This window comes from Mycetohabitans sp. B8 (genome assembly GCF_021991875.1).
Taxonomy (GTDB): Bacteria; Pseudomonadota; Gammaproteobacteria; order Burkholderiales; family Burkholderiaceae; genus Mycetohabitans.
The window spans coordinates 96,591-121,719 of record NZ_JAHLKR010000016.1; the positions used below are offsets into that span (position 1 = coordinate 96,591).

A 25,129-nucleotide genomic window follows, 5' to 3' on the forward strand; every position below is an offset into this window, starting at 1 on the left:
TGGCGGGCGCGGCCAGCCGGCCTGGCGCCTGTCCTCCACTCTGACTTTTTTATCAATTTGATCAACGCAGCGCTTGTCAGCATAGATTTCGGAAAGATCGATTTTCAGGCCAGTCTTGAAGAACTGAGCCTGCTCGCCACCAGTGCCGGGGCTCACCCGGTGCTGACGCTGACGGGCCGGCGCTTGAGCCCGGATGCCGCGCACTTCATCGGCAGCGGCAAGGTCGAGGAGCTTCGACTCGGCGCGCAGGCCAACGACGTCGATATTGTCATCTTCAACCACGCATTATCGCCCGCGCAGCAGCGCAACTTGGAGCGTGAGCTCGAGCGGCGTGTCGTCGATCGCACCAGCCTGATTCTCGATATCTTCGCGCAACGCGCGCGCAGCCATGAAGGCAAGCTGCAAGTGGAGTTGGCGCAACTGCAATACCTGTCCACGCGTTTGGTGCGAGCGTGGACCCACCTGGAGCGGCAGAAAGGCGGGATCGGCTTGCGCGGCCCAGGCGAGACGCAGCTGGAGACCGACCGGCGGTTGATCGGCGAACGTATCAAGATGTTGCGTGGCAAGCTGCGTAAGTTGCAGCGCCAGCATGGCACGCAGCGTCGCCAGCGCGAGCGCAATCGCACATTGTCGGTGTCGTTGGTCGGCTACACGAACGCCGGCAAGTCAACGCTGTTCAATGCGCTGACCAAGGCGCAAGCCTATGCGGCTGACCAGTTGTTTGCGACACTGGATACGACGTCGCGCCGCGTCTATGTCGGCGATGCGGGCAATGTCGTGGTGTCCGACACGGTCGGCTTCATCCGGGACTTGCCGCACCAATTGGTCGCGGCGTTTCGCGCAACGCTGGAGGAAACTGTGCATGCGGACCTACTGCTGCATGTCGTCGATGCGTCCAGCGCGGTGCGCGCGGATCAGATCGAGCAGGTCAACGACGTGTTGCGCGAGATCGGCGCGGCCTCGATCCCACAGATTCTCGTGTTCAACAAGATCGACCAGGTGCCTGAGTTGGCAAGCCGGGCCAATCTGGTTGAAAGGAACGAGTATGGTAATATCACGCGCGTCTTTTTGAGTGCGCGAACCGGTCAGGGACTCGACGCGTTGCGTGACGCGGTGGCCGAGGTGGCGCTCGGCGCACAGACGTTCAAGCGGGACCCGGACGGTATGGGCGCCGACGATCACGACCCGCGTCGCGACGCCGATGGTTCACACTCGGACGAGGCCGGGTCGACGGCCGGCGCCAATGCATCCGACGACGAGCGCGTTCGCCAAGCGAGCCGCAGCGTCCACCAACAGCGTATCTGACAACTGCATTTCGCAATAACCGGCTGTGACATGGTGAACGACAAGAATATCCGAAGTACGTGGCAGCGCGCGCGTGCCGTCTTTTCAATCAATGATCCGCGCTGGGGCAGGGGCCAGGGGGGCGACGATGCGTCCCGGCGTCCGCAGGATCAGCGCAATAGCGGCAAGGACGGTCAGGAAGGTCCGCCCGACCTGGATGAGTTGTGGCGCGACTTCAATCGCCGGATCAACCGGCTGCTCGGTCGCAAGGGCGGTGGCGACGGCGGCAGTCCGGGCCCGGCGAACTTGAGTAATGGCCGCGGCGGGCATCTGGGCCTGGGGATCGTCGTCGGCGTGCTGGTCGCGATCTACCTGGCCAGTGGTGTCTACATCGTGCAGGAAGGGCAGGCCGGTGTCGTGCTGCAGTTCGGCAAGTACAAGTACACGACCGGCTCAGGAATCCAGTGGCGGTTGCCGTATCCGTTCCAAAGCAATGAGATCGTCAACATGTCGCAGGTGCGCTCGGTCGAGATCGGCCGCGACAACATGATCCGTTCGACGAACTTGAAAGATATGTCGATGCTGACCAAGGACGAGAACATCATCGACGTGCGTTTCGCGGTCCAGTATCGCGTGAAGGACCCGGCCGCGTTCCTGTTCAACAACGTCGACGCGGAAGGCACGGTGACGCAGGCTGCCGAGACCGCAGTGCGCGAGATCGTCGGCAAGAACACGATGGACTACGTGCTGTATGAGGGACGCGAGCAGGTCGCGCTGCAATTGTCGCAGCAGATCCAGCGGATTCTGGACCAGTACAAGACGGGCATTATCGTGAGTAGCGTGACGATGCAGAGCGTGCAGCCGCCGCAGCAGGTGCAATCCGCGTTCGACGACGCAGTGAAGGCCGGACAGGATCGTGAGCGCGCGAAGAACGAGGCGCTGGCCTATGCGAACAACGTGGTGCCGCTCGCGCAGGGCACCGCTGCGCGGATGGTGGCGGACGCGCAAGGCTATCGCGCACGCGTGGTCGCCCAAGCTGAGGGTGACGCCGCACGTTTCAAGCAAGTGCAAGCCGAGTACGCGAAGGCGCCGGCTGTCACACGCGAACGAATGTACCTGGACACGATGCAACAAGTTTATTCAAACGCAACGAAGGTGATCGTGGACAGCAAAGGCAATAGTAATTTGCTGTACCTGCCGCTGGACAAGATATTGGCGCAGCATCACGCGCGCCCGCAAGGTGGCGCGAGCCCCAATGCGTCGGACAATGGCGTGCAGGGCGGCGCGTCGCCGGCTGGCAGCTCGGCCGGTGGGCCAGCGCAAGCGATGCCGCGTGCGTCCGTCGGCGACGATGCGAGCCGCTCCCGGGACTTGTTTCGCAGTCGCGGCCGCGACGACGGTCAATAAGAGGGGCGAATCATGAATCGAATCATCGCCGTTGTCGTTGCCGTGCTCGTCGTGTTGTTCGTCGGTTCCTCGATGATCTTTGTCGTCGACCAGCGCAAGTACGCGATCGTGTTCGCGTTCGGCGAGGTTAAGCAGATCATCTCGGCGCCCGGACTGCATTTGAAGGCACCGCCGCCGTTCCAGAACGTGATCTACATGGATAAGCGCATCCAAACGATCGACAATCCGGAAGCGGATCGTTACATCACCGCGGAAAAGAAGAATCTGCTGGTTGACCTGTTCGTCAAATGGCGGATTGTCGATCCGCGCAAGTTCTACATTAGTTTTCGCGGCGACGCGTCACTCGCGCAAGACCGAATGACTCAAGTCATCCGTGCGGCACTGAACGAGGAGTTCACGAAACGCACGGTCTCGGAGGTGGTCTCCAACGAGCGCGAGGTCGTGATGCAGGCGGTGCGCAAGAAGGTCGAGCGCGATGCCTCGAACCTAGGCATCGACATCGTTGACGTGCGGCTGCGCCGCGTCGACTTGCTTGAGAACATCAGCGAATCGGTCTACCAGCGGATGAAGGCAGAGCGCCAGCAAGTCGCCAACGAGCAGCGCTCGACGGGTGCCGCCGAGGCCGAACGCATTCGTGCCGATGCGGACAAGCAGCGTGAAGTGGTGATCGCCGATGCGTACAAGCAGGCGCAGGAGATCAAGGGGGACGGCGATGCCAAGGCTGCGGCGATCTATGCGAACGCATTCGGCCGCGACCCGCAATTCTATGCGTTCTACCAGAGCCTGGAGGCCTATCGGCGCAGCATCGGCAATGGGGACGTCGTGGTCGCGGATCCGAACAGCGAGTTCTTCCGCTTCATGAAAAATCCCGCCGGCGTGGCGGTGGGTGGCGCCGCGGCCACGCCTGCCGCGCCGGGTCGTAGGCACTAGGCGCACGAGCGCCGCGCGGGCATGCGGCGCGTGTGTCCGCGCGAAAAAAAGAAGCAGGCCCATGGCCGCCACACTCATGCTCGCCATTGCGCTGATGCTGATCATCGAAGGGATTTTCCCGTTCGTGTCGCCGACGCTGTGGCTGGATACGTTTCGTAAAATAACGCAACTGCCGCCGGCACAGGTGCGGCTCGGCGGGCTGATCGCGATCGGCCTTGGGTTGCTTCTGCTGATGCTGGCGGGCTGATCGTGCCGCGCCGCGTCGCGCCACTGGACTTAAGCTGATGCCGACCTGGTTATTGCCTGAGAATATCGCCGACGTGTTGCCCTCCGAGGCACGCAAGCTCGAGGAGTTGCGTCGCGTGCTGCTCGACCGCTTCCGTTCGTATGGCTACGAGATGGTCATGCCGCCGCTGCTCGAATACCTCGAGTCGTTGCTGACGGGCAGCGGCAGCGACCTGGCGTTGCGTACGTTTAAGCTGGTTGACCAGTTGTCCGGCCACACGCTGGGGCTGCGCGCGGACATCACGCCGCAGGTGTCGCGTATCGACGCGCACTTGCTAAACCGCCAGGGCGTCACACGGCTGTGCTATGCGGGGCACGTGTTGCACACGCGTCCCCGCGGCCTGCATGCGACGCGCGAGCAAATCCAGATCGGGGCTGAAATCTATGGGCATGCAGGATTGGAGGCGGATGTCGAGATTCAGCAACTGATGCTCGACAGCTTGCGGCTCGCTGGGCTCGGGTCGGTGCGACTGGACCTGTGCCATGCGGGCGTGCTGGCCGCGCTGCTGGGCGCCGACGAGCGCGCGGCTGGACTGGGCTCTGCGCTGTACGCGGCGTTGGCCGGCAAGGACGTGCCCCGGCTAGATGAGCTCACGCGTGAGCTGGCGGAGCCGGTGCGCGATGCGCTGCTCGCGTTGCCAATGCTGTACGGCGACGCGTCGGTGATCCATGAAGCGCGCGCGCGGCTTCCCACGTGGCCGGCGCTCACGCGCGCGCTCGATGAGCTTGCGTTTCTCGCCGCGCAGATTGGGGATGCGCACGTGACGATCGACCTGGCTGACCTGCGCGGCTACGCGTATCACAGCGGCGTGATGTTCTGCGCGTATGTCGATGGCGTGCCGAACGCCGTGGCGCGCGGCGGACGCTATGATCATGTCGGCCACGCGTACGGGCGCGCGCGGGCGGCGACCGGCTTTTCGCTGGACTTGCGCGAGGTGGCGCGGATTTCGCCGCCGCACGCACGCTCCAGCGCCATTTTAGCTCCGTGGAATCACGACGCGGCGTTGCGGGCCACCGTGGCGGCCTTGCGCGACAGCGGCGAGACGGTGATTCAGGCGTTGCCCGGCCACGAGCATACGCTGGATGAATTCGCTTGCGACCGCGTGCTCGTGCAGCGTGACAGCGGATGGACTGTCGAGCCGCGGTGAGGACGGCGCACACGCCGGCTGCCTAAAAAAACGGCAGTCGTGCGCACGAACCTAGGTAGAATACGTTTTTAACCAGCTCAAGTAACACCATGTCTGCCAGCGTAGCTCAATCAGGTCAAGCGGCAGCCCAGTCCGGACGCAACGTCGTCGTGGTCGGCACTCAGTGGGGTGACGAAGGAAAGGGCAAGATCGTCGACTGGCTCACCGATCATTCCCAAGGCGTCGTGCGCTTTCAAGGCGGGCACAACGCGGGCCATACGCTCATCATCGGCGGCAAGAAAACCATCCTGCGGTTGATCCCATCGGGCATCATGCGCGATGGCGTCGCATGCTACATCGGCAACGGCGTTGTGCTGTCGCCGCAAGCGCTGTTCAAGGAGATTGGCGAACTCGAGGATGCCGGCGTTGATGTGCGCAACCGGTTGTTCATCTCCGAAGCGGCCACGCTGATCCTGCCGTATCATATTGCGATCGATCAGGCGCGCGAGGCGCGGCGCGGCGCTGGCAAGATTGGCACCACCGGGCGCGGCATCGGGCCGGCGTACGAGGACAAGTTTGGCCGGCGCGCGCTACGCGCGCAGGACTTGTTCGACGCGGCGACGTTCGCGGACCGGCTGCGCGAGAACCTCGATTTCCATAATTTCGTGCTCACGCAATACCTGGGCGCGCAGGCGGTCGATTTTCAGCAAACGCTGGATACGATGCTCAGCTACGCGGACCGGCTCGCGCCGATGATCACCGACGTGTCACGGCGGTTGTATGACGAGAACAACGCCGGGCGTAACCTGCTGTTCGAAGGCGCGCAAGGCACGCTGCTGGACATTGACCACGGTACGTATCCGTTCGTCACGTCAAGCAATTGCGTCGCGGGTGCCGCAGCGGCCGGCGCTGGCATAGGTCCGCACAAGCTCAACTACGTCCTCGGGATCACGAAGGCTTATTGCACGCGCGTGGGCGCTGGGCCGTTCCCGAGCGAGCTGTACGACACGGACAATCCGCAACGCCAAGACCCGGTCGGTTTGACGCTGGCCAACGTTGGCAAGGAATTCGGTTCGGTGACGGGCCGCCCGCGCCGCACCGGCTGGCTCGATGCAGCCGCGCTCAAGCGCTCGATTCAGATCAACGGCGTGACGGGCTTGTGCATTACGAAGCTGGACGTGCTCGACGGGCTCGACGAGGTGCGACTGTGTACCGGCTACCGGATTGATGGCCGGGACATGGACATCCTGCCGTGCGGCGCGACGCAAGTGAGCCGCTGCGAACCGGTGTACGAGACGTTCCCCGGCTGGAAGGAGAGCACGATCGGCATCAACGCCTGGGATGGGCTGCCCGCAAATGCGCGCGCGTATCTGACGCGACTGCAGCAAGTGGCCGGCGTGCCAATCGATATGGTGTCGACCGGTCCGGATCGCGACGAGACGATCCTGCTGCGCCATCCGTTCAAAGCTGAATGATACCGCGCGATCCCGATATGCTTATGATAAAAGAACTGAGCTCGGAACCGCGCAACGACGAACAGCACCTGTGGGTCGGCTGGGATGATTATCATCGGCTGATCGAGCGGCTTGCGTTGATGGTGCACGAGTCGGGTTGGAAGTTCGACAAGATTCTGTGCCTGGCGCGCGGTGGGTTGCGCGTCGGCGACCAGTTGTCGCGGATCTATGACCTGCCGCTGGCCATTCTCGCCACGAGTTCGTATCGTGAAGCTGCGGGCACGCAGCAGGGCGATCTTGATATCGCGCGGTACATCACGATGACGCGCGGTGAGTTGTCCGGCAATGTGTTGCTGGTGGACGATCTCGTCGATTCGGGCGTCACGCTGGCGCGCGTGCACGAACATTTGAAGGAGCGGTATCCGGCCATTACGGCGGTGCGCTCGGCGGTGCTGTGGTACAAGGCATGCTCGAAGGTGAAGCCGGATTACTTCGTCCAGCACCTGCCGACCAATCCATGGATTCATCAGCCGTTCGAGGAATGGGACACGGTGCGTCCACACAACCTGGCTGCGTGGATCAAGCGCGGCACCGGCGGTACCGCGCCGGTAAGCACGTGATTCGCGACAGGTGACGGTATCGGCAATGGACGAACATAAGGCGGCTGCTCCTGGCAGCCGCTTTTTTATCGACGACCGGCGCGGCGCGCGGTCTGTCCCGTAGTCAATCGCAATCGAAACGGTACCGCAAGCTTCCGCGGTGCGGCAACAACATCGCGGACCCCGGCTTACTGCGTGGGCCTGCATGGATAGAATATCGCCTCGTTTTCGCGACACGACGCCCGACATGACGAATGCTCTGCACGATCATCCGATTCGCCCCCAACCGTTGTCCGCCTTGGCCGTGGCCGCAATCGGCGTCGTGTTCGGCGATATCGGCACCAGTCCGCTGTATGCGCTGAAGGAGGCCTTCAGTGCGCAGCACGGTATCGCGTTGACGTCGGAGAGCATCCTCGGCGTGATCTCGCTGCTGTTCTGGGCGATTGTCGTCGTGGTGTCGCTGAAATACGTACTTTTCGTGATGCGGGCCGACAACGATGGCGAGGGCGGTGTGCTCGCGCTGATGGCGCTCGCGCTGCGCGGGTTTCCGCGCGACGGCAAGTGGATCGGCGTGTTGATGGCCCTTGGCATCTTTGGGGCTTGTATGTTCTACGGCGACGCGGTGATTACGCCGGCGATTTCGGTGATGTCCGCGGTCGAGGGGTTGGAAATCGCCGCACCATCGCTCGCGCGATATGTGTTGCCGATTACGCTGCTCATTTTGATCGCACTGTTCATGTTGCAGAAGCATGGCACCGAGGTCGTGGGGCGGCTGTTCGGGCCAGTGATGATCGTCTGGTTCGTCACGCTTGCGCTGCTAGGTCTGTACCATATCGCCACCGCGCCTCGTGTAATCACGGCGCTCAATCCATGGTATGCAATACGTTTCATGCATGACCATGCGGTGCAGGCGTATCACGTGCTCGGCTCGGTGTTCCTCGTGCTCACCGGCGCCGAGGCGCTGTACGCGGACATGGGGCACTTCGGCGCGAGACCGATTCGCGTCGCGTGGTATGGGATGGTGATGCCCGCGCTGGTACTGAATTACTTCGGGCAGGGCGCGTTGTTGCTCAGCGATCCGAGCGCGATCCAAAATCCGTTTTATCTGCTCGCGCCGGACTGGGCGCTGCTGCCGCTGGTGGTGCTTGCCACGGCGGCCACCGTGATCGCGTCGCAGGCGGTAATCTCCGGCGCATTCTCGCTAACCAGCCAAGCGATCCAACTTGGCTATGTGCCGCGGATGAAGATCCAGCACACGTCCGCGAGCGCGATTGGGCAGATCTACATCCCGATCGTGAACTGGCTGTTGTTGTTTGTGATCGTCATGATCGTGCTGGGTTTCAAGAGTTCGGACAATCTTGCGGCGGCCTACGGGATCGCGGTCACCACGACCATGGTGATCACGACGATACTCGCGTGTGTCGTGATGGTGCGCGTTTGGAACTGGAACAAGCTGTGGGTGGCGACGATCATCCTGAGCTTCATCACGGTTGACCTGTCATTCTTCGGTGCGAACCTGCTGAAGCTGCGCGAGGGCGGCTGGCTGCCGTTGTTGATTGGCGCATTCCTGTTTTTCTTGTTGACCACCTGGTACAAGGGCCGGCAGCTCGTCAAGGAACGTACTGCGGCCGACGGTATTCCACTGATGCCATTCGTTCAGGGGCTGCTTGCCCATCCGCCGCATCGCGTGTCGGGTTCGGCCATTTACCTGACCGGCAACGATGCGCTGGTGCCGGTCAGCTTGCTGCATAACCTAAAGCACAACAAGGTGTTGCACGAGCGCACAATCTTCATGACGTTCATCACGCTGGACATACCGTATGTCGATGACCATCGGCGCATCGACACCAAGGAGCTCGGCGGCGGGCTATACCGGGTGCGCGCAACGTACGGCTTTAACGAGACACCGGACTTGAACGGCGTGCTCAAGCTGCTCGAGCAACAGGAAAACATGTCGTTCGATTTGATGGACACGTCGTTTTTTCTGGCGCGGGAAACTGTCGTGCCGACGCAATTGCCGGGCATGTCGGTGTGGCGCGAGCGGATTTTCGCGTGGATGCACCAGAACGCCGCGAAGCCTACCGATTTCTTCAGCATCCCGGCTAATCGGGTCGTCGAGCTCGGCACAAAGATCGAGATTTGATTGGCCCGCCGCCGCGCGGCATCACCTGTCGCTGTTTTTCAGCGGTCGCTCGGTGCAGCGCACGTCGCCGCAGCCGCCGGCGGTGCGAAGGTGAAGGGTGAAGGCGGCGACCGGGCAGGTAGCCCGACCGCCGCATCCATCAGCGCAGCTTGAGCTTGGCGAACGCGGCTGCCATCGCGCCTTGCGGCTCCGTCTCCCGGTTGCGTCTGCCGTGACCCTGACCGCCGTGTCCACCGGCATCCCGGTCACGCGATGCCGCGCTGCCCGCGCCCGTTCCACCGCCTGCCGCGGCGTCGTCTGACAGGCGCATCGTCAGCGAGATGCGCTGCCGCTTCAGGTCTACCTCGAGCACCTTGACGGTGACGACCTGGCCCGCCTTGACGACCTCGTGCGGGTCCTTCACGAACTTCGTTGACATCGCGGACACGTGCACGAGGCCGTCCTGGTGCACGCCGATATCGATGAACGCGCCGAAGGCTGTGACGTTGGTCACCACCCCTTCGAGAATCATCCCGGGCGACAGGTCGGCAAGCGTCTCGACGCCTTCGCGGAACATTGCAGTCTTGAACTCGGGCCGTGGGTCGCGCCCCGGCTTTTCAAGCTCGCCCAAGATATCGCGTACGGTGGGCAAGCCAAAGCGTTCGTCGACGAACTCGGTTGCGGTCAGCTTCGACAGCACGTCACGATTACCCATCACATCGGACACCGACTTGTTGATCTTCGCGAGGATGCGCTCGACCACTGGATAGGCCTCTGGATGGACTGCCGAGCGGTCCAGCGGGTTCTCACCATGGTTGATGCGCAGGAAGCCGGCCGCCTGCTCAAAGGTCTTGTCGCCCAGGCGCGGCACCTTTTTCAAGTGCGCTCGGGACGGGAATGGCCCATGGGTGTCACGATACTCGACGATGTTGCGTGCGAGTGTCGCATTCAGGCCCGATACCCGGGCAAGCAGCGCAATGGATGCGGTGTTCGCGTCGACGCCCACCGCGTTGACGCAATCCTCGACGACTGCATCCAGCGTGCGTGCCAATTCTCGCTGATTCACGTCATGTTGGTATTGGCCCACACCAATCGCCTTCGGCTCGATTTTCACCAGCTCGGCGAGCGGATCCTGTAGGCGGCGCGCGATCGAAACCGCGCCGCGCAACGATACGTCCAGTTCGGGAAATTCCTTCGCCGCCAGTTCCGACGCCGAGTACACCGATGCGCCCGCCTCGGAGACGACGATTTTTTGCAGTTTCAGTTCCGGATGTCGTGCGATCAACTCGCTGGCCAGCTTGTCAGTTTCGCGCGATGCGGTACCGTTGCCGATGCTGATCAACTCGGCCTGCGTCGCTTGGGCGAGCCGTGCGAGCCGCGCCAGCGACCCGTCCCAATCGCGGCGTGGTTCATGCGGATAAATCGTATCGGTGGCTAGCAGTTTGCCGGTGCGGTCGACTACTGCGACCTTGACGCCGGTGCGCAGCCCCGGGTCCAACCCGATCACCGCCCTGGGGCCAGCCGGCGCGGCCAGCAATAGATCCTTTAAGTTTCGTGCAAACACATTGATCGCCTCGTGCTCGGCGCGCTCGCGCAACTGGGTCAGCAGGTCGTTTTCCAGATGCGGTTGCACCTTCACGCGCCAGCACCAGCGGCACACGTCGCCGAGCCACTTGTCGGCTGGCCGCCCTTGATTGGCAATGCCGAAGTGGCGCGCGATCATCGCTTCGCCAGGATGCGGCACTTGTGCATCGAGTTCCTCGCCCAGGCCGAGCTTGACGAACAGTACGCCGGCATTGCGGCCCCGGAACAGCGCGAGCGCGCGGTGCGATGGCACCGTCTTGATCGTCTCCGTGTAATTGTAGTAATCGCGGAATTTCTCGCCTTCCTCTTTTTCTTTGCCCTCGACGACCGTGGAGATCACTACGCCTTGGTTCCACAGATAGTCGCGCAGCCGGCCCAGCAACTCGGCGGTTTCGCCGAACTGCTCGGACAGGATGTCGCGCGCGCCGTCCAGCGCCGCCTTAATGTTGGCAATGCCTTTGTCGGCATCGACAAAGCGGGCGGCTTGCGCTTGCGGATCGTGCGTCGGATCCGCGAGCAACGCATCCGCCAAAGGCTGCAACCCCGCTTCACGCGCGATTTGCGCACGGGTGCGACGCTTAGGCTTGTACGGCAGATACAGATCCTCAAGCGTTTGTTTCGCGTCGGCAGCTAGGATCGCGGTGCGCAATTCATCAGTCAACTTGCCCTGCTCATCAATGCTTTGCAGGATCGCCGCGCGCCGATCCTCGAGCTCGCGCAGGTACAGTAGCCGCTCCTCGAGCAAGCGCAGTTGCGTGTCGTCTAAGTTGCCGGTGACTTCCTTACGGTAGCGCGCGATGAACGGAACCGTTGATCCTTCGTCAAGCAGTTGTACGGCGGCGGCGACCTGCCGTGGCTGAACATTCAACTCGGTGGCGATGCGCTGTACGATCTTCAGTGCTACGTTGTCCGTCATGGGTGAGGCTTGTGCGGGTTCGAGCGGGGCATTTTGCCATAAGCGCGATGTGGGCCGGTCGTGACACAAGATCGCGATGATAGAATTCCGACATGCATGACCGCCTACCGACGTCCTCTCCTGCACCGCGCCAGCGCGCTCGCGAATCGATGCTGCCCAGCGGGTCCCTATCTTCGCGACCGCACCGTCACGCGGCGGCGGTCACCCTGACTGCACGACGCGAGCGGGCGTGGCTGCTGGCTGGATGGCTGCTTGCGTGCGTGGCCAGCATTGTGCCGGCTGCGCCGTTGTATGCGCAGGCCATGATGCTGCCGATGTCCGACGCCGGCGATGGCGTGGTTGCGACGACAGGCGTCGATGCGGAGGCGTCGGCGATGCCGGTTATCGCGCCACAGGAGCCTTCGGCACCCGTGCGTGTGATGGATGACGACCGCGCGGGCGCACGCGCAGCGGTTGCCGGCAGCCCCGACGCGCAGGCCGCGGATTCGGAGGGCGCCGATGGGCGAGCGCGACAGGCATCGTTCGGCGCCCGACAGGCGCAGCTCGATCGCCGCAGTGAGCTAAACCGGTACGAGTATGGTGTCGCGAGACACAACTGTTACAGCGCCATTCTGGTTAACCATTGTCTGGAGAAGGCGCGCGACCGAATGATTGCGAACAAGATGCGGATTCGCGACGACCAAAATGCGCTCGACAACGAGCGCCGGGCCGCGCATGCGCGACAACGTGACGAGCAGGCTGCGCTCAAGCGCGACGCGCACGCGCGCGAGGCGCCTCAACGCGCGGCGCGTGAGCGCGAGAACGAGCAGTCGTACGAAGAGAAGCAGCGCCAGCATGCGATCGATGAGGCGCGACGTAACGCGCAAGTGCCACAACGCGACGCGAACCAGCGCGCGTACGATCAGAAGCAGCTCGACTACCAACGCAAGCTTGAGCAGGCGCGGCAGCAGGCTGCTCAGGATGCGCAGCAGCGGGCAGACAATGCGCGCAAGTTCGAGCAGAAGCAGCAGCGCGCGGCGCAGCATGCGCAGGACGTACGCGAGCGCCAGGCCCGCGCCGCGCGCAAGCAGCGCGCTTCCACGCCGGACGCCGCGTCGGCAGCCTCCGGTACGGGCGGACAGTAGGGCCGCAGACCCGGTTTCCGGACAAATGCCCAAGCCCTGAGTCAACCGCAGTAGAATCATGGTAAAGCGACCTCATATCGGGTGCCGGCGTCACAGGTGCGACGGCTCCAGATCAATCCGGAGGGAAAGGGCATGCAGCATGCATACGACGCTGACACGGTGGCAATCCAAAGCCAGATCGCTCGACTTCAGGATGAGCATCATGACTTGGACTGCCTGGTCAATCGGGTGGCTGGCGTGCCCGGCATGAGCGACCTCGAGCTGCAGCGGCTAAAAAAGCGCAAGCTGAAGGTCAAGGACACGATTACGCTGTTGCAGTTACAGTTGGGGCCAGATACCCATCATTGATGCAGCGCGGCGGTTCCCGCCGCGTTCGCGCGACACGCCGGTAGGCGGCGCGCGCTGGCACGGCGCCACACCGACTTTGCAGGAATTGCCGCATTGACATCTACGCCTGAATTGCGTCCGCGCGAACCGGATAGTTCGCTCTCGGTCGATGGCGCGCCGGCCGCGCCGACGCTGACCTCGGACGGACTCACCGTTGCTTTGCGCCGGCTCGCCGAACTCGACGCGATCTTCGCCGCGGACGGTGTGTTGGCCCATCATATCGATGGCTATCGGCCGCGCGACGCGCAACTGCGCATGGCGCAAGCGGTCGCGGCGGCGATCGATGCGACGGGTCGCCTGCCGGATGCTGGCGCGCTTGCGCTGGCCCATACCGAACGTCCATCGCGGCGGCTCAGCGCGCCGCGCGCCGCGCTGCACGGTGAGCCGGGCGCCGCGCCTGCCGGCGCTGCGTCGTGCGACGCGGATGCGACGGCGGGCGACAATACACTGATTGTCGAAGCCGGTACCGGCACCGGTAAGACCTTCGCGTATCTAGTGCCCGCGATGCTGTGGGGGGGCAAGGTGATCGTGTCCACCGGCACTAAGCATTTGCAGGACCAGCTGTTCCAGCGCGACATTCCGACGGTGCGCGACGCGCTCGCGGTCCCCATATCGATCGCGATGCTCAAGGGACGCGCGAACTATCTGTGTCACTATTACCTGGCGCGCACCGCCGACAACGGCCGGTTGCCGTCGCGGCAGGACGCCGCGCATTTACAGGAAATCATGCGTTTTGCGAAGGTCACGCGCAGTGGTGACAAGGCCGAGTTGGCTAGCGTGCCGGAAAACGCGCCAGTGTGGTCACTGGTGACATCCACACGCGACAATTGCCTGTCGCAGGAGTGCCCGCATTACAAAGACTGCTTTGTGATGCAGGCGCGTCGCGATGCGCAGCAGGCTGATCTCGTGGTTGTCAATCACCATCTGTTCTTTGCCGACATCATGCTGCGCGACACCGGCATGGCCGAGTTGCTGCCCAGCGCGAACACGATCATCTTCGACGAGGCGCACCAACTGCCCGAGACCGCGACACTGTTTTTTGGCGAGACGTTGTCTACCGCGCAACTGCTCGAACTGGCCCGCGACAGCGTCGCCGAAGGCCTGCTCAACGCGCGCGATGCAGTCGAATGGACGCGGCTTGGCGCGACGCTGGAGCGCGCCGCGCGCGACGTCAGGCTCGCGTTTAAGCAGGATTCGCTACGCATTTCGCAGTCGCAACTCGGCAACGAGCATCCGCTGTTTGACGCGCTCGTCGGCGTCGAAGCGGCGCTCGACGAATTGATCGCGTCGCTCGCGCAGCAGGCCGAACGCGCGGAGCCGCTGGCCAACTGCTTGCGGCGTGCCCGAGAACTGCGGCAAATGCTCGACGGCTGGTGTGGGCCGGACAACGCGCCGGCGCACACCGCGCCATCCGCGGGCTCGCGGCGGGGCGCGCCATTGGGCGCAGCGCGGCAACGCGGCGATGCCGCATCGACATCAAAATCGGCATCGGCATCTACATCAGGATCTGCGCTGGCATCGACATCGACATCGGCATCTACATCAAGATCCGCTTCGGGATCGGTGCAGCCAGACGACGCAGGCCAATTCGGCGACGAGAGGGTGTGCTGGGTGGAGGTATTTTCCCACACGGTACAATTGCATCAGACACCATTGTCCGTCGCTCCGATATTCGCGAAGCAACGCGCGGGCGCGCCTCGCGCATGGATCTTCACGTCCGCGACGTTGTCCGTGCGGGGCGATTTTAACCACTACGCTACGCAAATGGGCCTGAACGCGCGTCGCTCGATGACGCTGCCCAGCCCGTTCGACTATCCGAATCAGGCATTGCTGTACGTGCCGCGCAATTTGCCGCAACCGTCATCGCCGTATTTCACGGATGCGGTGTTTGACGCCGCGCTGCCGGCGATCGAGGCGTCCGGCGGCGGTGTGTTCGTGCTATGCACGACACTGCGGGCGGTCGATCGGATGGCCGCGCGTTTGCGCGACGCGATCCTCGCGCGGGGATGGCCGTATCCGTTGCTGGTGCAAGGCGAGGCCAGCCGTACCGAGTTGCTGGACCGTTTCCGTCAATACGGCAACGCGATCCTGGTGGGCAGCCAAAGCTTCTGGGAGGGCGTGGACGTGCGTGGCGACGCGTTGTCGCTGGTGGTCATCGACAAGCTGCCGTTTGCGCCGCCCGACGATCCGGTGCTGGCCGCGCGGATGGATGCATTGACGCGCAAGGGGCTGAGCCCGTTCGCGGTGCACCAGCTGCCGCAGGCCGTGATCACGCTGAAGCAGGGGGCCGGCAGGCTGATCCGTGCCGAAACCGATCGCGGTGTGCTGATGATCTGCGATCCGCGCCTGGTCGACAAGCCGTACGGCAAGCGCATTTGGCAAAGCCTGCCCCCGTTCCGACGCACCCGTGAGATCGATGCGGTGCAAACCTTTTTTACCGACTCGGTGTCAGCGGATCTGCCCGTCGATTTACACCACCCAGTGTCCCAGTTGGCGTGATGGTTACGGGCATCACGCGGACATGAAAAAGCCCGGCGTAAGCCGGGCGATTCGACGACAGGCGTGGCGCGGCGCCACGCGCTATCCAAACCGGCGCGTGCGGCCGGCCCGGTTTACCAGAATTGATACCAGGGCTTTTCACCCTTGCGCAGTGCGCGGGCGTGACCGGTTACGTAGGGGCTGTCCGGAAACGTCGATGTGAGCACGCGCTGGGTATCGTCGGCGAGCTGTGGCTGGTTCAGCGCGCGATACGACAATATCATTACATGCAGCGCATCCTCGGTGGCCGGCGCGTTCTTGTATTCCTTGAGCACCCGTTGCGCGCGGTTGATCGCGGCGACGTACGCGCCGCGCCGATAGTAATAGTCGGCGGTGTGCACTTCATGCGATGCCAATGCGTTGACGATGTAACGCATGCGCTGTGCGGCATCCGGCGCGTACTTGCTGCTTGGATACTTGTCGACGACGACGCGGAACGCATCGTACGAGTCACGCAACGCCTTCGGGTCGCGCTCGCTCATGTCCTGGCCGGCGAAGCGGCCGAACAGGCCCAGGTCGTCGTTGAAGCTGATCAGGCCCTTCAGGTAGTACGCGTACGCAATATCCGGATGGTCGGGGTGTAACTGGATGAAGCGGTCCACCGCTTGTTCGGCCGCCGCTGTTTCATTGTCCTTCCATTGGCAGTACGCGACGTTGATTTGTGCCTGTTGCGCGAAATGACCGAACGGATCGCGCCCCTGCAGCAATTCGAAGTACTTCGAGCACTTGCTCCAGTCACCGGCGGTAAAGGCATCCTGGGCCTCCGAGTATAATTTCTGATTGGTCCACGCCGCCGTTTCGTCCGTTTTCTCGGGCAGACCATGGCAGCCGGCGACGATCGCCGCTGCGATGGCCGCGGCGGCAATCCTCAATGTGTTCAGCACTCGCATTTCCAGTGAAGTCCAGATGACTCGTTCAAATGACCGGTCCAGCGCCGGCGTCGATCCGCACGATTATAGCCCAAGCGAAAGCCCAGCCCGCCTCGACGAGCATGTTGCGCGGGTACCACCGGCGCTGGCGGGCGAGCGGCTGGACAAGGTTCTTGCGCGCCTGTTCCCCGCCTTCTCGCGCAGCCGCCTGCAGACATGGATCGACGCGGGGCGCGTGACGTTGGACGGTACACCGGCGCGCTCACGCCAGCCCGTGCCGCTGGGTGCGACCGTGCGGCTCGTGCCGGATCTGTTGCCGCAAGCGCTGGCGTTCGTGCCAGAGCCGGTGCCATTGCCGATCGTCTATGAGGACGACACCCTGGTTGTAATCGACAAGCCGGCCGGGCTGGTCGTGCACCCGGCCGCGGGCAATTGGAGCGGCACGCTGCTCAACGGCCTGCTGCATCGCTATCCGGACGCCGCCGGACTGCCGCGTGCGGGCATCGTGCACCGGCTGGACAAGGACACGTCGGGCCTGATGGTGGTCGCGCGCACGTTGGCCGCGCAGACGGATTTGGTTAGGCAGTTGCAGGCGCGCACGGTCAAGCGTCGCTATATCGCGCTTGCCTGGGGCGTGACGCCGCCGAGCGGATGCATCGATGCGCCGATCGGACGTGATCCGCGCGAGCGCACGCGCATGGCGGTGCTCGCCGGGGCCGCCGGCAAGGCCGCGCGCACGCACTTCGAGACCGTGGCCACCGGCGTGTGGTCCGGGCAACCGGTCTCGAGGCTGCTTTGTGATCTGGAAACCGGACGCACGCATCAGATCCGCGTACATCTTGCCCATACCGGCCATCCGCTGCTGGGTGACCCGCTGTATGGCCGCGTGCGCAACGCGCGGCAACGGCCCGCGCTGCCCGCCGGCTTCGCGCGCCAGGCGCTGCATGCGTGGCGGCTTGCACTGGTGCACCCGGCCACCCACGCGCCGGTGGCGTGGCGCTCGGCGATGCCGCAGGACCTGGCGCAATTGGCCGCCGTGCTCGGCCTGGCGGACACACCCGATGACGAGGCTGCGACAATCGACTTCGCACAGCAACACGCCTACGATGACGGCGGCGACAGTGTTGCCGACGATGAGGAGGACGAGTTCGAATGAATCCGATCGGGGACCCGACGTCCCAATGCTTTGCCGAGTTGACGCTGTCCGACTGCATCGTGCCGGACTGGCGCGTGAGTCCCCGCGTGTGTGCGCTGATTACGACGCGCGCCGGCGGCGTGAGCCGTGGCGCATATGGTGTGCTGCGCAATCAGCAATGCGCGCCCGGCGGCCTGAACCTGGGGCTGCATACCGGCGATGACATGGATGCGGTGCACGAGAACCGTCGCCGCGTGCTCGCGCTGGCGGGTGCGCACGCCGCATGGCTCGAGCAGGTGCATGGCACGCGCGTGGTCAGCGCCGACGAAGTGGTCGAGACCGATCTGCTAACGGCCGATGCCAGCGTGACCGACCGCGCCGGGGCGGTTTGCGCGATACTGGTAGCTGACTGCATGCCGGTGTTGATTTGCGACGAAGCCGGCCGGGCCGTTGGCGCCGCGCATGCCGGATGGCGCGGGCTCGTCGGCGGCGTGATCGAGCATACGGTCGATGCGGTGTGCGCATTGCTCGCGCGCGATGAGCACGCGCCCGGAGTGCTGCACGCCTATCTCGGACCATCGATCGGCCCCTGTGCGTTTGAAGTCGGGGAAGAGGTACGCACCGCGTTCCTCGACGCGTCGCTGCCGGATGAGCGCGATGCGACCGATGCGGCGTTCGTTGCGCTGCCCTCACGGGTCGATGACGTCGCCGATGTGCACGGCGATGGCCGATGCAAGTACCTTGGGAATCTCGGCGCACTAGCCCGGCTGAGGCTGGCCCGGGTCGGCGTGCACCATGTGAGCGGGCCCCACGCGTGCACCTTCAGCGATCCTGCGCGTTTCTATTCCTATCGCCGGGACCGTACGACGGGTCGCATGGCAGCATTGATCTGGCTGGCCTGACCCTGTGTGCGGCGCGGCGGTGGTTCCGCCGCCACGTGTCGCACCGCCCCATGCCGCACGGCCGTCGTCGTGTGCCGCGACATCGGGAAAATGCCGATTAAAAAAAATGGCGCGGTGCGGCAAAATCGTGGGTCGTGATTGACACGCGTCATGCGGGGGAGCAAGAATGCCCGGAGGCGGGCGATCGGCGACGGTCTTGCAGCGCGTTCGCGTGACCGATACACAGCCTGTCTTTGTCACTCCATAAGCGCACCGGGCACTCCATACGGGTATGGCAGACTCATCCAGAACCTCGCAGCAATCCAGCACGGGCGCTTCGTTAGGCAGTGATCCGGCCGGCGATATCCGACCTCTGGTCGACGGCGGGCTGCCGAATGCGTCGGCGGCGTTGACGAACTCGTTTGCGTCGCTCGGTGCGCTGCCCAGCGTGAGATTCGATCCGCGGCGATTGCAAGCGTTGCAGCATGACTATCTGCACGAGTGCCAGACATTGATCGAGCGCGCGCTGAAATTCACGCTGGGCTCGGCGGACATCGATGGGCTGCTTGAGCCGGGCAACCGCCGCTTTAGCGCCGACGAATGGAAGGCGACGCCGACCTACGCGTTGACGGCGGCATGGTACCTGCTCAATTCGCGCTATCTAAACAAGCTTGTGGATGCGCTAGAGGCGGAGGCGAAGACGCGCGAGCGGATCCGTTTCGTCGTCGAGCAGTGGGTCGCTGCGGCATCGCCGAGCAATTTTTTCGCGCTGAATCCGGAAGCGCAAAAGATGCTGCTCGACACCCAGGGGGAAAGCCTGCGGCGGGGCATCGCGAACCTGTTGGCGGATCTGCAGCGCGGCAAGATCTCGCAGACCGACGAATCGCGTTTCGTGGTCGGCAAAAACCTGGCGAGCACTGAAGGCTGGGTCGTGTTCGAGAACGAGTTGATCCAGTTGATTCAATACACGCCACGTACGCCGACGGTCCACGAGCGGCCGCTGCTGGTCGTGCCGCCGTGCATCAACAAATTCTACATTCTGGATCTGCAGCCGGACAATTCGTTGGTGCGCTACGCGCTCGATGAGGGCCACGCCGTGTTCCTAATATCGTGGCGCAATGCGGATGCGTCGATTGCGCACAAGACGTGGGATGACTATATCGCTGACGGCGTGCTCGCGGCGATCGATGTCACGCGCGACATTACCGGCCGTGAGCAGATCAACACCCTCGGCTTCTGCGTTGGTGGCACGCTGCTCGCGACGGCGCTGGCCGTGCGTGCCGCGCGCGGCGAATACCCGGCTGCGTCGATGACGCTGTTCACCGCGATGCTGGATTTCGGCGACACGGGTGTGCTCGATGTGTTCGTCGATGACGCGCACGTCGCGATGCGCGAGCAGACGATTGGCGCAAAAGGGGGCGGCGCGCCAGGCTTGATGCGCGGCGTCGAGTTTGCAAACACGTTCTCGTTGCTGCGGCCAAACGACCTAGTATGGAACTACGTGGTCGACCATTACCTGAAGGGACGCACGCCGGTGCCATTGGACCTGCTGTACTGGAACAGCGATTCGACGAATCTGCCGGGGCCCATGTATGCGCGCTATTTGCGCCAGACGTACCTAGAGAACCGCTTGCGCGTGCCGGGCGGCGTAACGGTGTGCGGGGAGCCGGTGGATCTGACCCAGATCGACGTGCCCACATTCATCTATGGATCAAGGGACGACCATATCGTGCCGTGGCGCACCGCGTACGCATCGACGTCGCTGCTCAGCGGTCCGCTCAAGTTCGTGCTTGGCGCATCCGGGCACATTGCGGGAGTGATCAATCCGCCGGCTAAGAACAAGCGCAGTTATTGGGCGATCGAAGAGGAAACACGCGCGTTGCCAAACGATCCCGAACAATGGCTCCAGCAATCCACGCAGCGGCCCGGAAGCTGGTGGCCGGAATGGTCGAGGTGGCTCATGCAGTACGGTGGCAAACGGATCAAGGCGCGAGCGAAGGCCGGCAATGCGACATACCCGCCGATCGAACCCGCGCCGGGCCGTTATGTCCTCGTGCGCGACGTATAAACCCGGCGCGCGCGCAATCGGATGAGGGTTTTTAAAAAGGCAGGCGAATGACTGACGTTGTGATCGTGTCCGCCGTCCGTACCGCGGTCGGCAAATTCGGTGGCTCGCTGGCGCGCATTCCCGCGCCCGAGCTTGGCGCAATAGTGATCCGGGCCGCCCTGGAGCGGGCCGGCGTGAAGCCGGAACAGGTCAGCGACGTGGTCCTGGGGCAGGTGTTGACCGCCGGCTCCGGCCAAAATCCGGCGCGCCAAGCGCTGATCAAGGCCGGGCTGCCCACTGCCGTGCCGGCGATGACGATCAACAAGGTCTGCGGCTCCGGCCTGCAAGCGGTGATGCTGGCCGCCAACGCGGTGATCGCCGGCGACGCGCAGATTGTGGTCGCGGGTGGCCAGGAGAACATGAGCGCCGCGCCGCACGTGCTGCCCGGATCGCGCGACGGCTTCCGGATGGGGGAGGCGAAGCTGATCGACAGCATGATCGTCGACGGCTTATGGGACGTCTATAACCAGTACCATATGGGCATCACCGCCGAGAACGTCGCTCAGCAGTATGGCATTACGCGTGACGCACAAGACCAGTTCGCCGCGCTGTCGCAGAACAAGGCCGAGGCCGCGCAGAAGGCCGGCCGCTTCGACGACGAGATCGTGCCGATCGATATCCCCCAGAAGAAGGGCGAGCTGGTGCGCTTTGCGACCGACGAGTTTGTGCGCCACGGCATGACCGCGCAATCGCTGGCCGGGCTTAAGCCGGCGTTTTTAAAGGGGGGCACGGTCACCGCGGCGAACGCATCGGGCATCAACGACGGCGCGGCGGCGCTTGTCGTGATGTCGGCGAAGAAGGCCGAAGCACTCGGCTTGAAGCCGCTGGCTCGGATCAAGGCGTACGCGAGCGCGGGGGTCGACCCGAAGGTGATGGGCATGGGACCGGTGCCCGCCTCGCGTCGCTGCCTGGAGCGCGCGGGCTGGTCGGTGGCCGACTTGGACCTGCTGGAGATCAACGAGGCGTTTGCCGCGCAGGCGCTGGCGGTCCATCAGGAAATGGGCTGGGACGTGTCGAAGGTCAACGTGAATGGCGGCTCGATCGCCATCGGTCATCCGATTGGCGCTTCCGGTGCGCGTATCTTGGTTACCCTGTTACATGAAATGCGCCGGCGCGATGTGAAGCGCGGTCTGGCGTCGTTGTGCATCGGTGGTGGCATGGGCGTCGCACTCGCGCTCGAACGTGACTGAGTGACATCGGCGCAAGCAACAGAATCGATATCGGAGGACGTAACAGATGACACAGCGCATTGCATACGTAACGGGAGGGATGGGCGGCATCGGTACCGCGATCTGCCAACGGCTGCACCGCGATGGATTTCGTGTGGTGGCCGGATGCGGCCCAAACTCGCCCCGTCGCACAAAATGGCTCGACGACCAGAAGGCATTGGGTTTCGAGTTCATCGCGTCCGAGGGCAATGTCGGCGATTGGAGCTCAACCAAAGCGGCGTTCGACAAAGTCAAGGCCGAAGTCGGTGATATCGACGTGCTGGTCAACAACGCGGGCGTCACGCGTGACGTGGTGTTTCGCAAGATGACCGTCGAAGACTGGACCGCGGTGATCGACACGAACCTGACGAGCCTGTTCAACGTCACGAAGCAGGTCATCGACGGCATGGTCGAGCGCGGCTGGGGGCGGGTGATCAATATCTCGTCAGTGAACGGCCAAAAAGGGCAATTCGGGCAGACAAACTACTCGACGGCCAAGGCCGGCATCCATGGTTTCACGATGGCGCTCGCGCAAGAGGTGGCGACCAAGGGCGTGACCGTCAATACTGTGTCGCCGGGTTACATCGGCACCGACATGGTCAAAGCGATTCGTCAAGACGTGCTCGAGAAAATCATCGCGACTATTCCTGTCAAGCGCCTCGGCGCGCCGGAGGAAATTGCATCGATTGTCTCGTGGCTCGCATCGGACGAATCGGGCTTCGCGACAGGTGCGGACTTCTCCCTGAACGGTGGTTTGCACATGGGGTGATGCGCGTGTGGCGCGCGCGAGCCCACGCGCGCCGTGCATGCATCGCAGAACAAGGGGCATGCCGTCTGTTGAGGATGGCACGTCCGCATTCGTCCTTGAAGGCGTGACATGACGACTACAAAGAAATTTGCCGAACGTCTGATTAAGAAATATCCGAACCGTCGGCTCTACGATACCGAGACGAGCACGTACATCACGTTGAGCGACGTGAAGCAGCTCGTGCTCGATCAGGAAGCGTTCAAGGTGGTTGACGCCAAGTCCAACGAGGACCTGACGCGCAGCATCTTGCTGCAGATCATCCTTGAAGAGGAAAGCGGCGGGGTGCCGATGTTCTCGTCGTCGATGCTGTCGCAGATCATTCGTTTCTATGGTCACGCGATGCAAGGCTTGATGGGAGCATACCTGGAGAAAAATATCCAGGCATTTATCGACATCCAAAACAAGTTTTCTGAGCAATCGAAGGGACTGTACGACAACAATGCGCTGAACCCAGAAATCTGGTCGCAGTTCATGAACATGCAAGCGCCGATGATGCAAGGCATGATGACCAGCTACATCGAACAGTCGAAGAACATGTTCGTGCAGATGCAAGAGCAAATGCAGAACCAGGCCAAGACCCTGTTCAGCAGCTTTCCGTTCGCGCCGGGTGGCGGCACGTCACCGACCGGCGGCGATAAGAAATAGTTGGCGCCAGTGCGCCGGATGGCGCTCCCGCACCGGGACTCGATTGCCCGCCGGGCGGGTGCTGGATCGCGTGCCGGGCGGGTGCCGGAACGTGCGGGGCGAGCGGTATTTCAGCGCACTATGAGGAGGCTGCTCGTTGCCATGCACGAAGGCGACGGCCCGATTGCGTATGGCCGTCGCAGCGGTGAAGCGCACACGTCACGCGCAGCGGCTCGCCGTGGTCGCAGTGGAACTCGAGGCCGTCTGAGTGGGGGACTGTGTTTGGCACGGTAAAATGTGGCTTTGTCGGCGCAAGGCGCTAGAAACCCTCACAAGTACGGTACATTAGTGAAAAGCCATCACAAAGCAAAGGTCAAGCCGGATTGCGCGCCCAAAGTGGGCATGGTCAGCCTCGGCTGCCCAAAGGCGCTTGTCGATTCTGAGCAGATCATCACGCAACTACGCGCGGAAGGCTATCAGATCTGCGGTACCTATGACGGCGCCGACCTAGTCGTCGTGAATACGTGCGGCTTTATCGATGAGGCCGTGCAGGAAAGCCTTGACGCGATTGGTGAAGCACTGGCCGAGAATGGCAAGGTCATCGTCACCGGCTGCCTGGGTGCGAAAAAGAACGCGAGCGGCACGGGTCTGATCGAGCAGGTTCACCCGAAGGTGCTCGCCGTGACCGGCCCGCATGCGCTCGGTGAAGTGATGCAGGCCGTTCATGCGCATTTGCCCAAGCCGCACGATCCGTTTGTCGATTTGGTGCCGGCGGCCGGCATCAAGCTCACGCCGAAACACTATGCGTACCTGAAGATCTCCGAGGGATGCAATCACCGCTGCACGTTTTGCATCATCCCGTCGATGCGCGGGGATCTCGTCTCGCGCCCGGTCGCGGAAGTCATGCTCGAAGCCGAGAACCTGTTCAAGTCTGGCGTTAAGGAATTGCTGGTGATTTCGCAGGACACGAGCGCGTATGGCGTCGATGTGAAGTTCCGCACCGGCTTCTGGAACGGCCGCCCGCTGAGGACGCGAATGAACGAGCTTGCCACGGCGCTTGGCGAGCTGGCCGTCCAGTATGGCGCATGGGTGCGGCTGCACTATGTGTATCCGTATCCGAGCGTCGACGAAATCGTGCCGCTGATGGACGACGGCCCGTATCGTGGCCACCTGCTGCCGTACCTGGACGTGCCGCTGCAACATGCCGATCCGCAGGTGCTGCGGCGGATGAAGCGGCCCGCGAACGCCGAAAAAACGCTGGAGCGCGTGCGGGCATGGCGCGAAGCGTGCCCGGACCTGACGATACGCAGCACGTTCATCGTCGGCTTTCCGGGAGAAACTGAAGCGCAGTTCGAGGTGTTGCTGGATTTTATCCGCGAAGCGCAACTGGACCGGGTCGGCTGTTTCGCCTATTCCCCTGTCGAAGGGGCAAGCGCGAACGAACTCGATGGCGCGCTGCCGGACGACGTGCGCGACGCGCGTCGCGCGAGATTCATGGCGGTTGCCGAGTCGGTCTCCGCCGAACGCTTAAAGCGCAAGGTCGGCAAGACGCTGAAGGTGCTGATCGACGAGGTCAACGCCGATGGGGGCATCGGGCGCTCGGCGGCGGACGCGCCAGAAATCGACGGCGTAGTCTACGTGTCACCGGCCAGCAAGGCATCGCGGCGCTATAAGGTCGGCGATTTTGTAAACGTCAAGATCACCGGCGCGGACGGGCACGACCTGTGGGGCGACGTTTAA

At 63.3% G+C, this 25,129-nt stretch carries 20 protein-coding genes; 18 read left to right on the plus strand and 2 right to left on the minus strand.

The annotated features are described in order from the left end of the window. Positions 1-57: 57 nt before the first annotated feature. The 8 genes from hflX (at position 58) to KQH60_RS06525 (ending at position 9,229) form a co-directional block, all read left to right on the plus strand. The gene (hflX, locus tag KQH60_RS06490) at positions 58-1,305 is read left to right on the plus strand and encodes a GTPase HflX (protein WP_237575694.1); all 1,248 of its coding nucleotides are present in this window, start codon (positions 58-60) and stop codon (positions 1,303-1,305) included. A 30-nt stretch (positions 1,306-1,335) separates the two neighbouring features. Next, the gene (hflK, locus tag KQH60_RS06495) at positions 1,336-2,691 is read left to right on the plus strand and encodes an FtsH protease activity modulator HflK (RefSeq protein ID WP_237575695.1); all 1,356 of its coding nucleotides are present in this window, start codon (positions 1,336-1,338) and stop codon (positions 2,689-2,691) included. A gap of 12 nt (positions 2,692-2,703) precedes the next feature. Beyond that, complete coding sequence (gene hflC, locus KQH60_RS06500; protein ID WP_237575696.1) at positions 2,704-3,621, plus strand: protease modulator HflC; 918 nt, start codon at positions 2,704-2,706, stop codon at positions 3,619-3,621. Positions 3,622-3,682: 61 nt separating this feature from the next. Further along, positions 3,683-3,868 carry a DUF2065 domain-containing protein gene (locus tag KQH60_RS06505; protein WP_237575697.1) on the plus strand — a complete coding sequence of 62 codons (186 nt, stop codon included), beginning with the start codon at positions 3,683-3,685 and terminating at the stop codon, positions 3,866-3,868. A gap of 37 nt (positions 3,869-3,905) precedes the next feature. Next, positions 3,906-5,054, plus strand: coding sequence for an ATP phosphoribosyltransferase regulatory subunit (locus KQH60_RS06510; RefSeq protein ID WP_237575698.1), 1,149 nt, complete (start codon positions 3,906-3,908; stop codon positions 5,052-5,054). Positions 5,055-5,143: 89 nt separating this feature from the next. Continuing rightward, positions 5,144-6,508 carry an adenylosuccinate synthase gene (locus KQH60_RS06515; protein ID WP_237575699.1) on the plus strand — a complete coding sequence of 455 codons (1,365 nt, stop codon included), beginning with the start codon at positions 5,144-5,146 and terminating at the stop codon, positions 6,506-6,508. Positions 6,509-6,525: 17 nt separating this feature from the next. Further along, complete coding sequence (locus tag KQH60_RS06520; RefSeq protein ID WP_237575700.1) at positions 6,526-7,107, plus strand: phosphoribosyltransferase; 582 nt, start codon at positions 6,526-6,528, stop codon at positions 7,105-7,107. A gap of 226 nt (positions 7,108-7,333) precedes the next feature. Beyond that, positions 7,334-9,229 (plus strand): potassium transporter Kup, encoded by a 1,896-nt coding sequence (locus tag KQH60_RS06525; RefSeq protein ID WP_237575701.1) that lies wholly within the window; start codon positions 7,334-7,336, stop codon positions 9,227-9,229. A gap of 139 nt (positions 9,230-9,368) precedes the next feature. Here the strand turns inward: KQH60_RS06525 and KQH60_RS06530 are convergent, their stop codons facing one another. After that, the gene (locus KQH60_RS06530) at positions 9,369-11,708 is read right to left on the minus strand and encodes a Tex family protein (protein ID WP_237575702.1); all 2,340 of its coding nucleotides are present in this window, start codon (positions 11,706-11,708) and stop codon (positions 9,369-9,371) included. Between the two features lie 92 nt (positions 11,709-11,800). Between KQH60_RS06530 and KQH60_RS06535 the strand changes: the two genes are divergently transcribed. From KQH60_RS06535 to KQH60_RS06545, 3 genes are all read left to right on the plus strand, one after another. Next, complete coding sequence (locus KQH60_RS06535) at positions 11,801-12,832, plus strand: colicin transporter (protein WP_237575703.1); 1,032 nt, start codon at positions 11,801-11,803, stop codon at positions 12,830-12,832. Between the two features lie 132 nt (positions 12,833-12,964). Continuing rightward, positions 12,965-13,180, plus strand: coding sequence for a DUF465 domain-containing protein (locus KQH60_RS06540; RefSeq protein WP_237575704.1), 216 nt, complete (start codon positions 12,965-12,967; stop codon positions 13,178-13,180). A gap of 294 nt (positions 13,181-13,474) precedes the next feature. Further along, on the plus strand, positions 13,475-15,718 hold the full coding sequence (locus tag KQH60_RS06545) for an ATP-dependent DNA helicase (protein ID WP_237576075.1): 2,244 nt from the start codon (positions 13,475-13,477) through the stop codon (positions 15,716-15,718). A gap of 113 nt (positions 15,719-15,831) precedes the next feature. On the opposite strand, the gene KQH60_RS06550 is transcribed toward KQH60_RS06545, so the two are convergent. Next, the gene (locus tag KQH60_RS06550; protein WP_237575705.1) at positions 15,832-16,647 is read right to left on the minus strand and encodes an outer membrane protein assembly factor BamD; all 816 of its coding nucleotides are present in this window, start codon (positions 16,645-16,647) and stop codon (positions 15,832-15,834) included. 16 nt (positions 16,648-16,663) lie between these two features. Here KQH60_RS06550 and KQH60_RS06555 point away from each other — a divergent pair, with 16 nt between their 5' ends. The 7 genes from KQH60_RS06555 (at position 16,664) to rimO (ending at position 25,129) form a co-directional block, all read left to right on the plus strand. Further along, positions 16,664-17,782, plus strand: a complete 1,119-nt coding sequence (locus KQH60_RS06555; protein ID WP_237575706.1) for an RluA family pseudouridine synthase — start codon at positions 16,664-16,666, stop codon at positions 17,780-17,782. Further along, entirely contained in the window at positions 17,779-18,663 is an 885-nt protein-coding gene (gene pgeF, locus KQH60_RS06560; protein WP_237575707.1) for a peptidoglycan editing factor PgeF, read from the plus strand. The genes KQH60_RS06555 and pgeF overlap by 4 nt, the downstream gene beginning before the upstream one ends. Positions 18,664-18,934: 271 nt before the next feature. After that, positions 18,935-20,710: a class I poly(R)-hydroxyalkanoic acid synthase gene (gene phaC / locus KQH60_RS06565; RefSeq protein ID WP_237575708.1), complete on the plus strand. Its 1,776-nt coding sequence runs from the start codon at positions 18,935-18,937 to the stop codon at positions 20,708-20,710. A gap of 47 nt (positions 20,711-20,757) precedes the next feature. Then, entirely contained in the window at positions 20,758-21,939 is a 1,182-nt protein-coding gene (locus KQH60_RS06570) for an acetyl-CoA C-acetyltransferase (protein ID WP_237575709.1), read from the plus strand. A gap of 46 nt (positions 21,940-21,985) precedes the next feature. Next, positions 21,986-22,726, plus strand: a complete 741-nt coding sequence (locus KQH60_RS06575) for a 3-ketoacyl-ACP reductase (RefSeq protein WP_237575710.1) — start codon at positions 21,986-21,988, stop codon at positions 22,724-22,726. A 108-nt stretch (positions 22,727-22,834) separates the two neighbouring features. Then, on the plus strand, positions 22,835-23,410 hold the full coding sequence (phaR, locus tag KQH60_RS06580) for a polyhydroxyalkanoate synthesis repressor PhaR (RefSeq protein ID WP_237575711.1): 576 nt from the start codon (positions 22,835-22,837) through the stop codon (positions 23,408-23,410). A 381-nt stretch (positions 23,411-23,791) separates the two neighbouring features. Beyond that, entirely contained in the window at positions 23,792-25,129 is a 1,338-nt protein-coding gene (gene rimO, locus KQH60_RS06585) for a 30S ribosomal protein S12 methylthiotransferase RimO (protein WP_237576076.1), read from the plus strand.

Bases quoted from the DNA above. Each gene is read 5' to 3' on its own strand.
- phaR (WP_237575711.1), top strand. From the start codon at position 22,835: ATGACGACTACAAAGAAATTTGCCGAACGTCTGATTAAGAAATATCCG.
- KQH60_RS06530 (WP_237575702.1), bottom strand. From the start codon at position 11,708: ATGACGGACAACGTAGCACTGAAGATCGTACAGCGCATCGCCACCGAG.
- rimO (WP_237576076.1), top strand. From the start codon at position 23,792: ATGGTCAGCCTCGGCTGCCCAAAGGCGCTTGTCGATTCTGAGCAGATC.
- hflC (WP_237575696.1), top strand. From the start codon at position 2,704: ATGAATCGAATCATCGCCGTTGTCGTTGCCGTGCTCGTCGTGTTGTTC.
- KQH60_RS06550 (WP_237575705.1), bottom strand. From the start codon at position 16,647: ATGCGAGTGCTGAACACATTGAGGATTGCCGCCGCGGCCATCGCAGCG.
- KQH60_RS06570 (WP_237575709.1), top strand. From the start codon at position 20,758: ATGACTGACGTTGTGATCGTGTCCGCCGTCCGTACCGCGGTCGGCAAA.
- KQH60_RS06555 (WP_237575706.1), top strand. From the start codon at position 16,664: ATGACTCGTTCAAATGACCGGTCCAGCGCCGGCGTCGATCCGCACGAT.
- KQH60_RS06540 (WP_237575704.1), top strand. From the start codon at position 12,965: ATGCAGCATGCATACGACGCTGACACGGTGGCAATCCAAAGCCAGATC.
- KQH60_RS06525 (WP_237575701.1), top strand. From the start codon at position 7,334: ATGACGAATGCTCTGCACGATCATCCGATTCGCCCCCAACCGTTGTCC.
- KQH60_RS06520 (WP_237575700.1), top strand. From the start codon at position 6,526: ATGCTTATGATAAAAGAACTGAGCTCGGAACCGCGCAACGACGAACAG.
- KQH60_RS06510 (WP_237575698.1), top strand. From the start codon at position 3,906: ATGCCGACCTGGTTATTGCCTGAGAATATCGCCGACGTGTTGCCCTCC.
- pgeF (WP_237575707.1), top strand. From the start codon at position 17,779: ATGAATCCGATCGGGGACCCGACGTCCCAATGCTTTGCCGAGTTGACG.
- KQH60_RS06515 (WP_237575699.1), top strand. From the start codon at position 5,144: ATGTCTGCCAGCGTAGCTCAATCAGGTCAAGCGGCAGCCCAGTCCGGA.
- KQH60_RS06535 (WP_237575703.1), top strand. From the start codon at position 11,801: ATGCATGACCGCCTACCGACGTCCTCTCCTGCACCGCGCCAGCGCGCT.
- phaC (WP_237575708.1), top strand. From the start codon at position 18,935: ATGGCAGACTCATCCAGAACCTCGCAGCAATCCAGCACGGGCGCTTCG.
- KQH60_RS06545 (WP_237576075.1), top strand. From the start codon at position 13,475: ATGGCGCAAGCGGTCGCGGCGGCGATCGATGCGACGGGTCGCCTGCCG.
- KQH60_RS06505 (WP_237575697.1), top strand. From the start codon at position 3,683: ATGGCCGCCACACTCATGCTCGCCATTGCGCTGATGCTGATCATCGAA.
- KQH60_RS06575 (WP_237575710.1), top strand. From the start codon at position 21,986: ATGACACAGCGCATTGCATACGTAACGGGAGGGATGGGCGGCATCGGT.
- hflK (WP_237575695.1), top strand. From the start codon at position 1,336: ATGGTGAACGACAAGAATATCCGAAGTACGTGGCAGCGCGCGCGTGCC.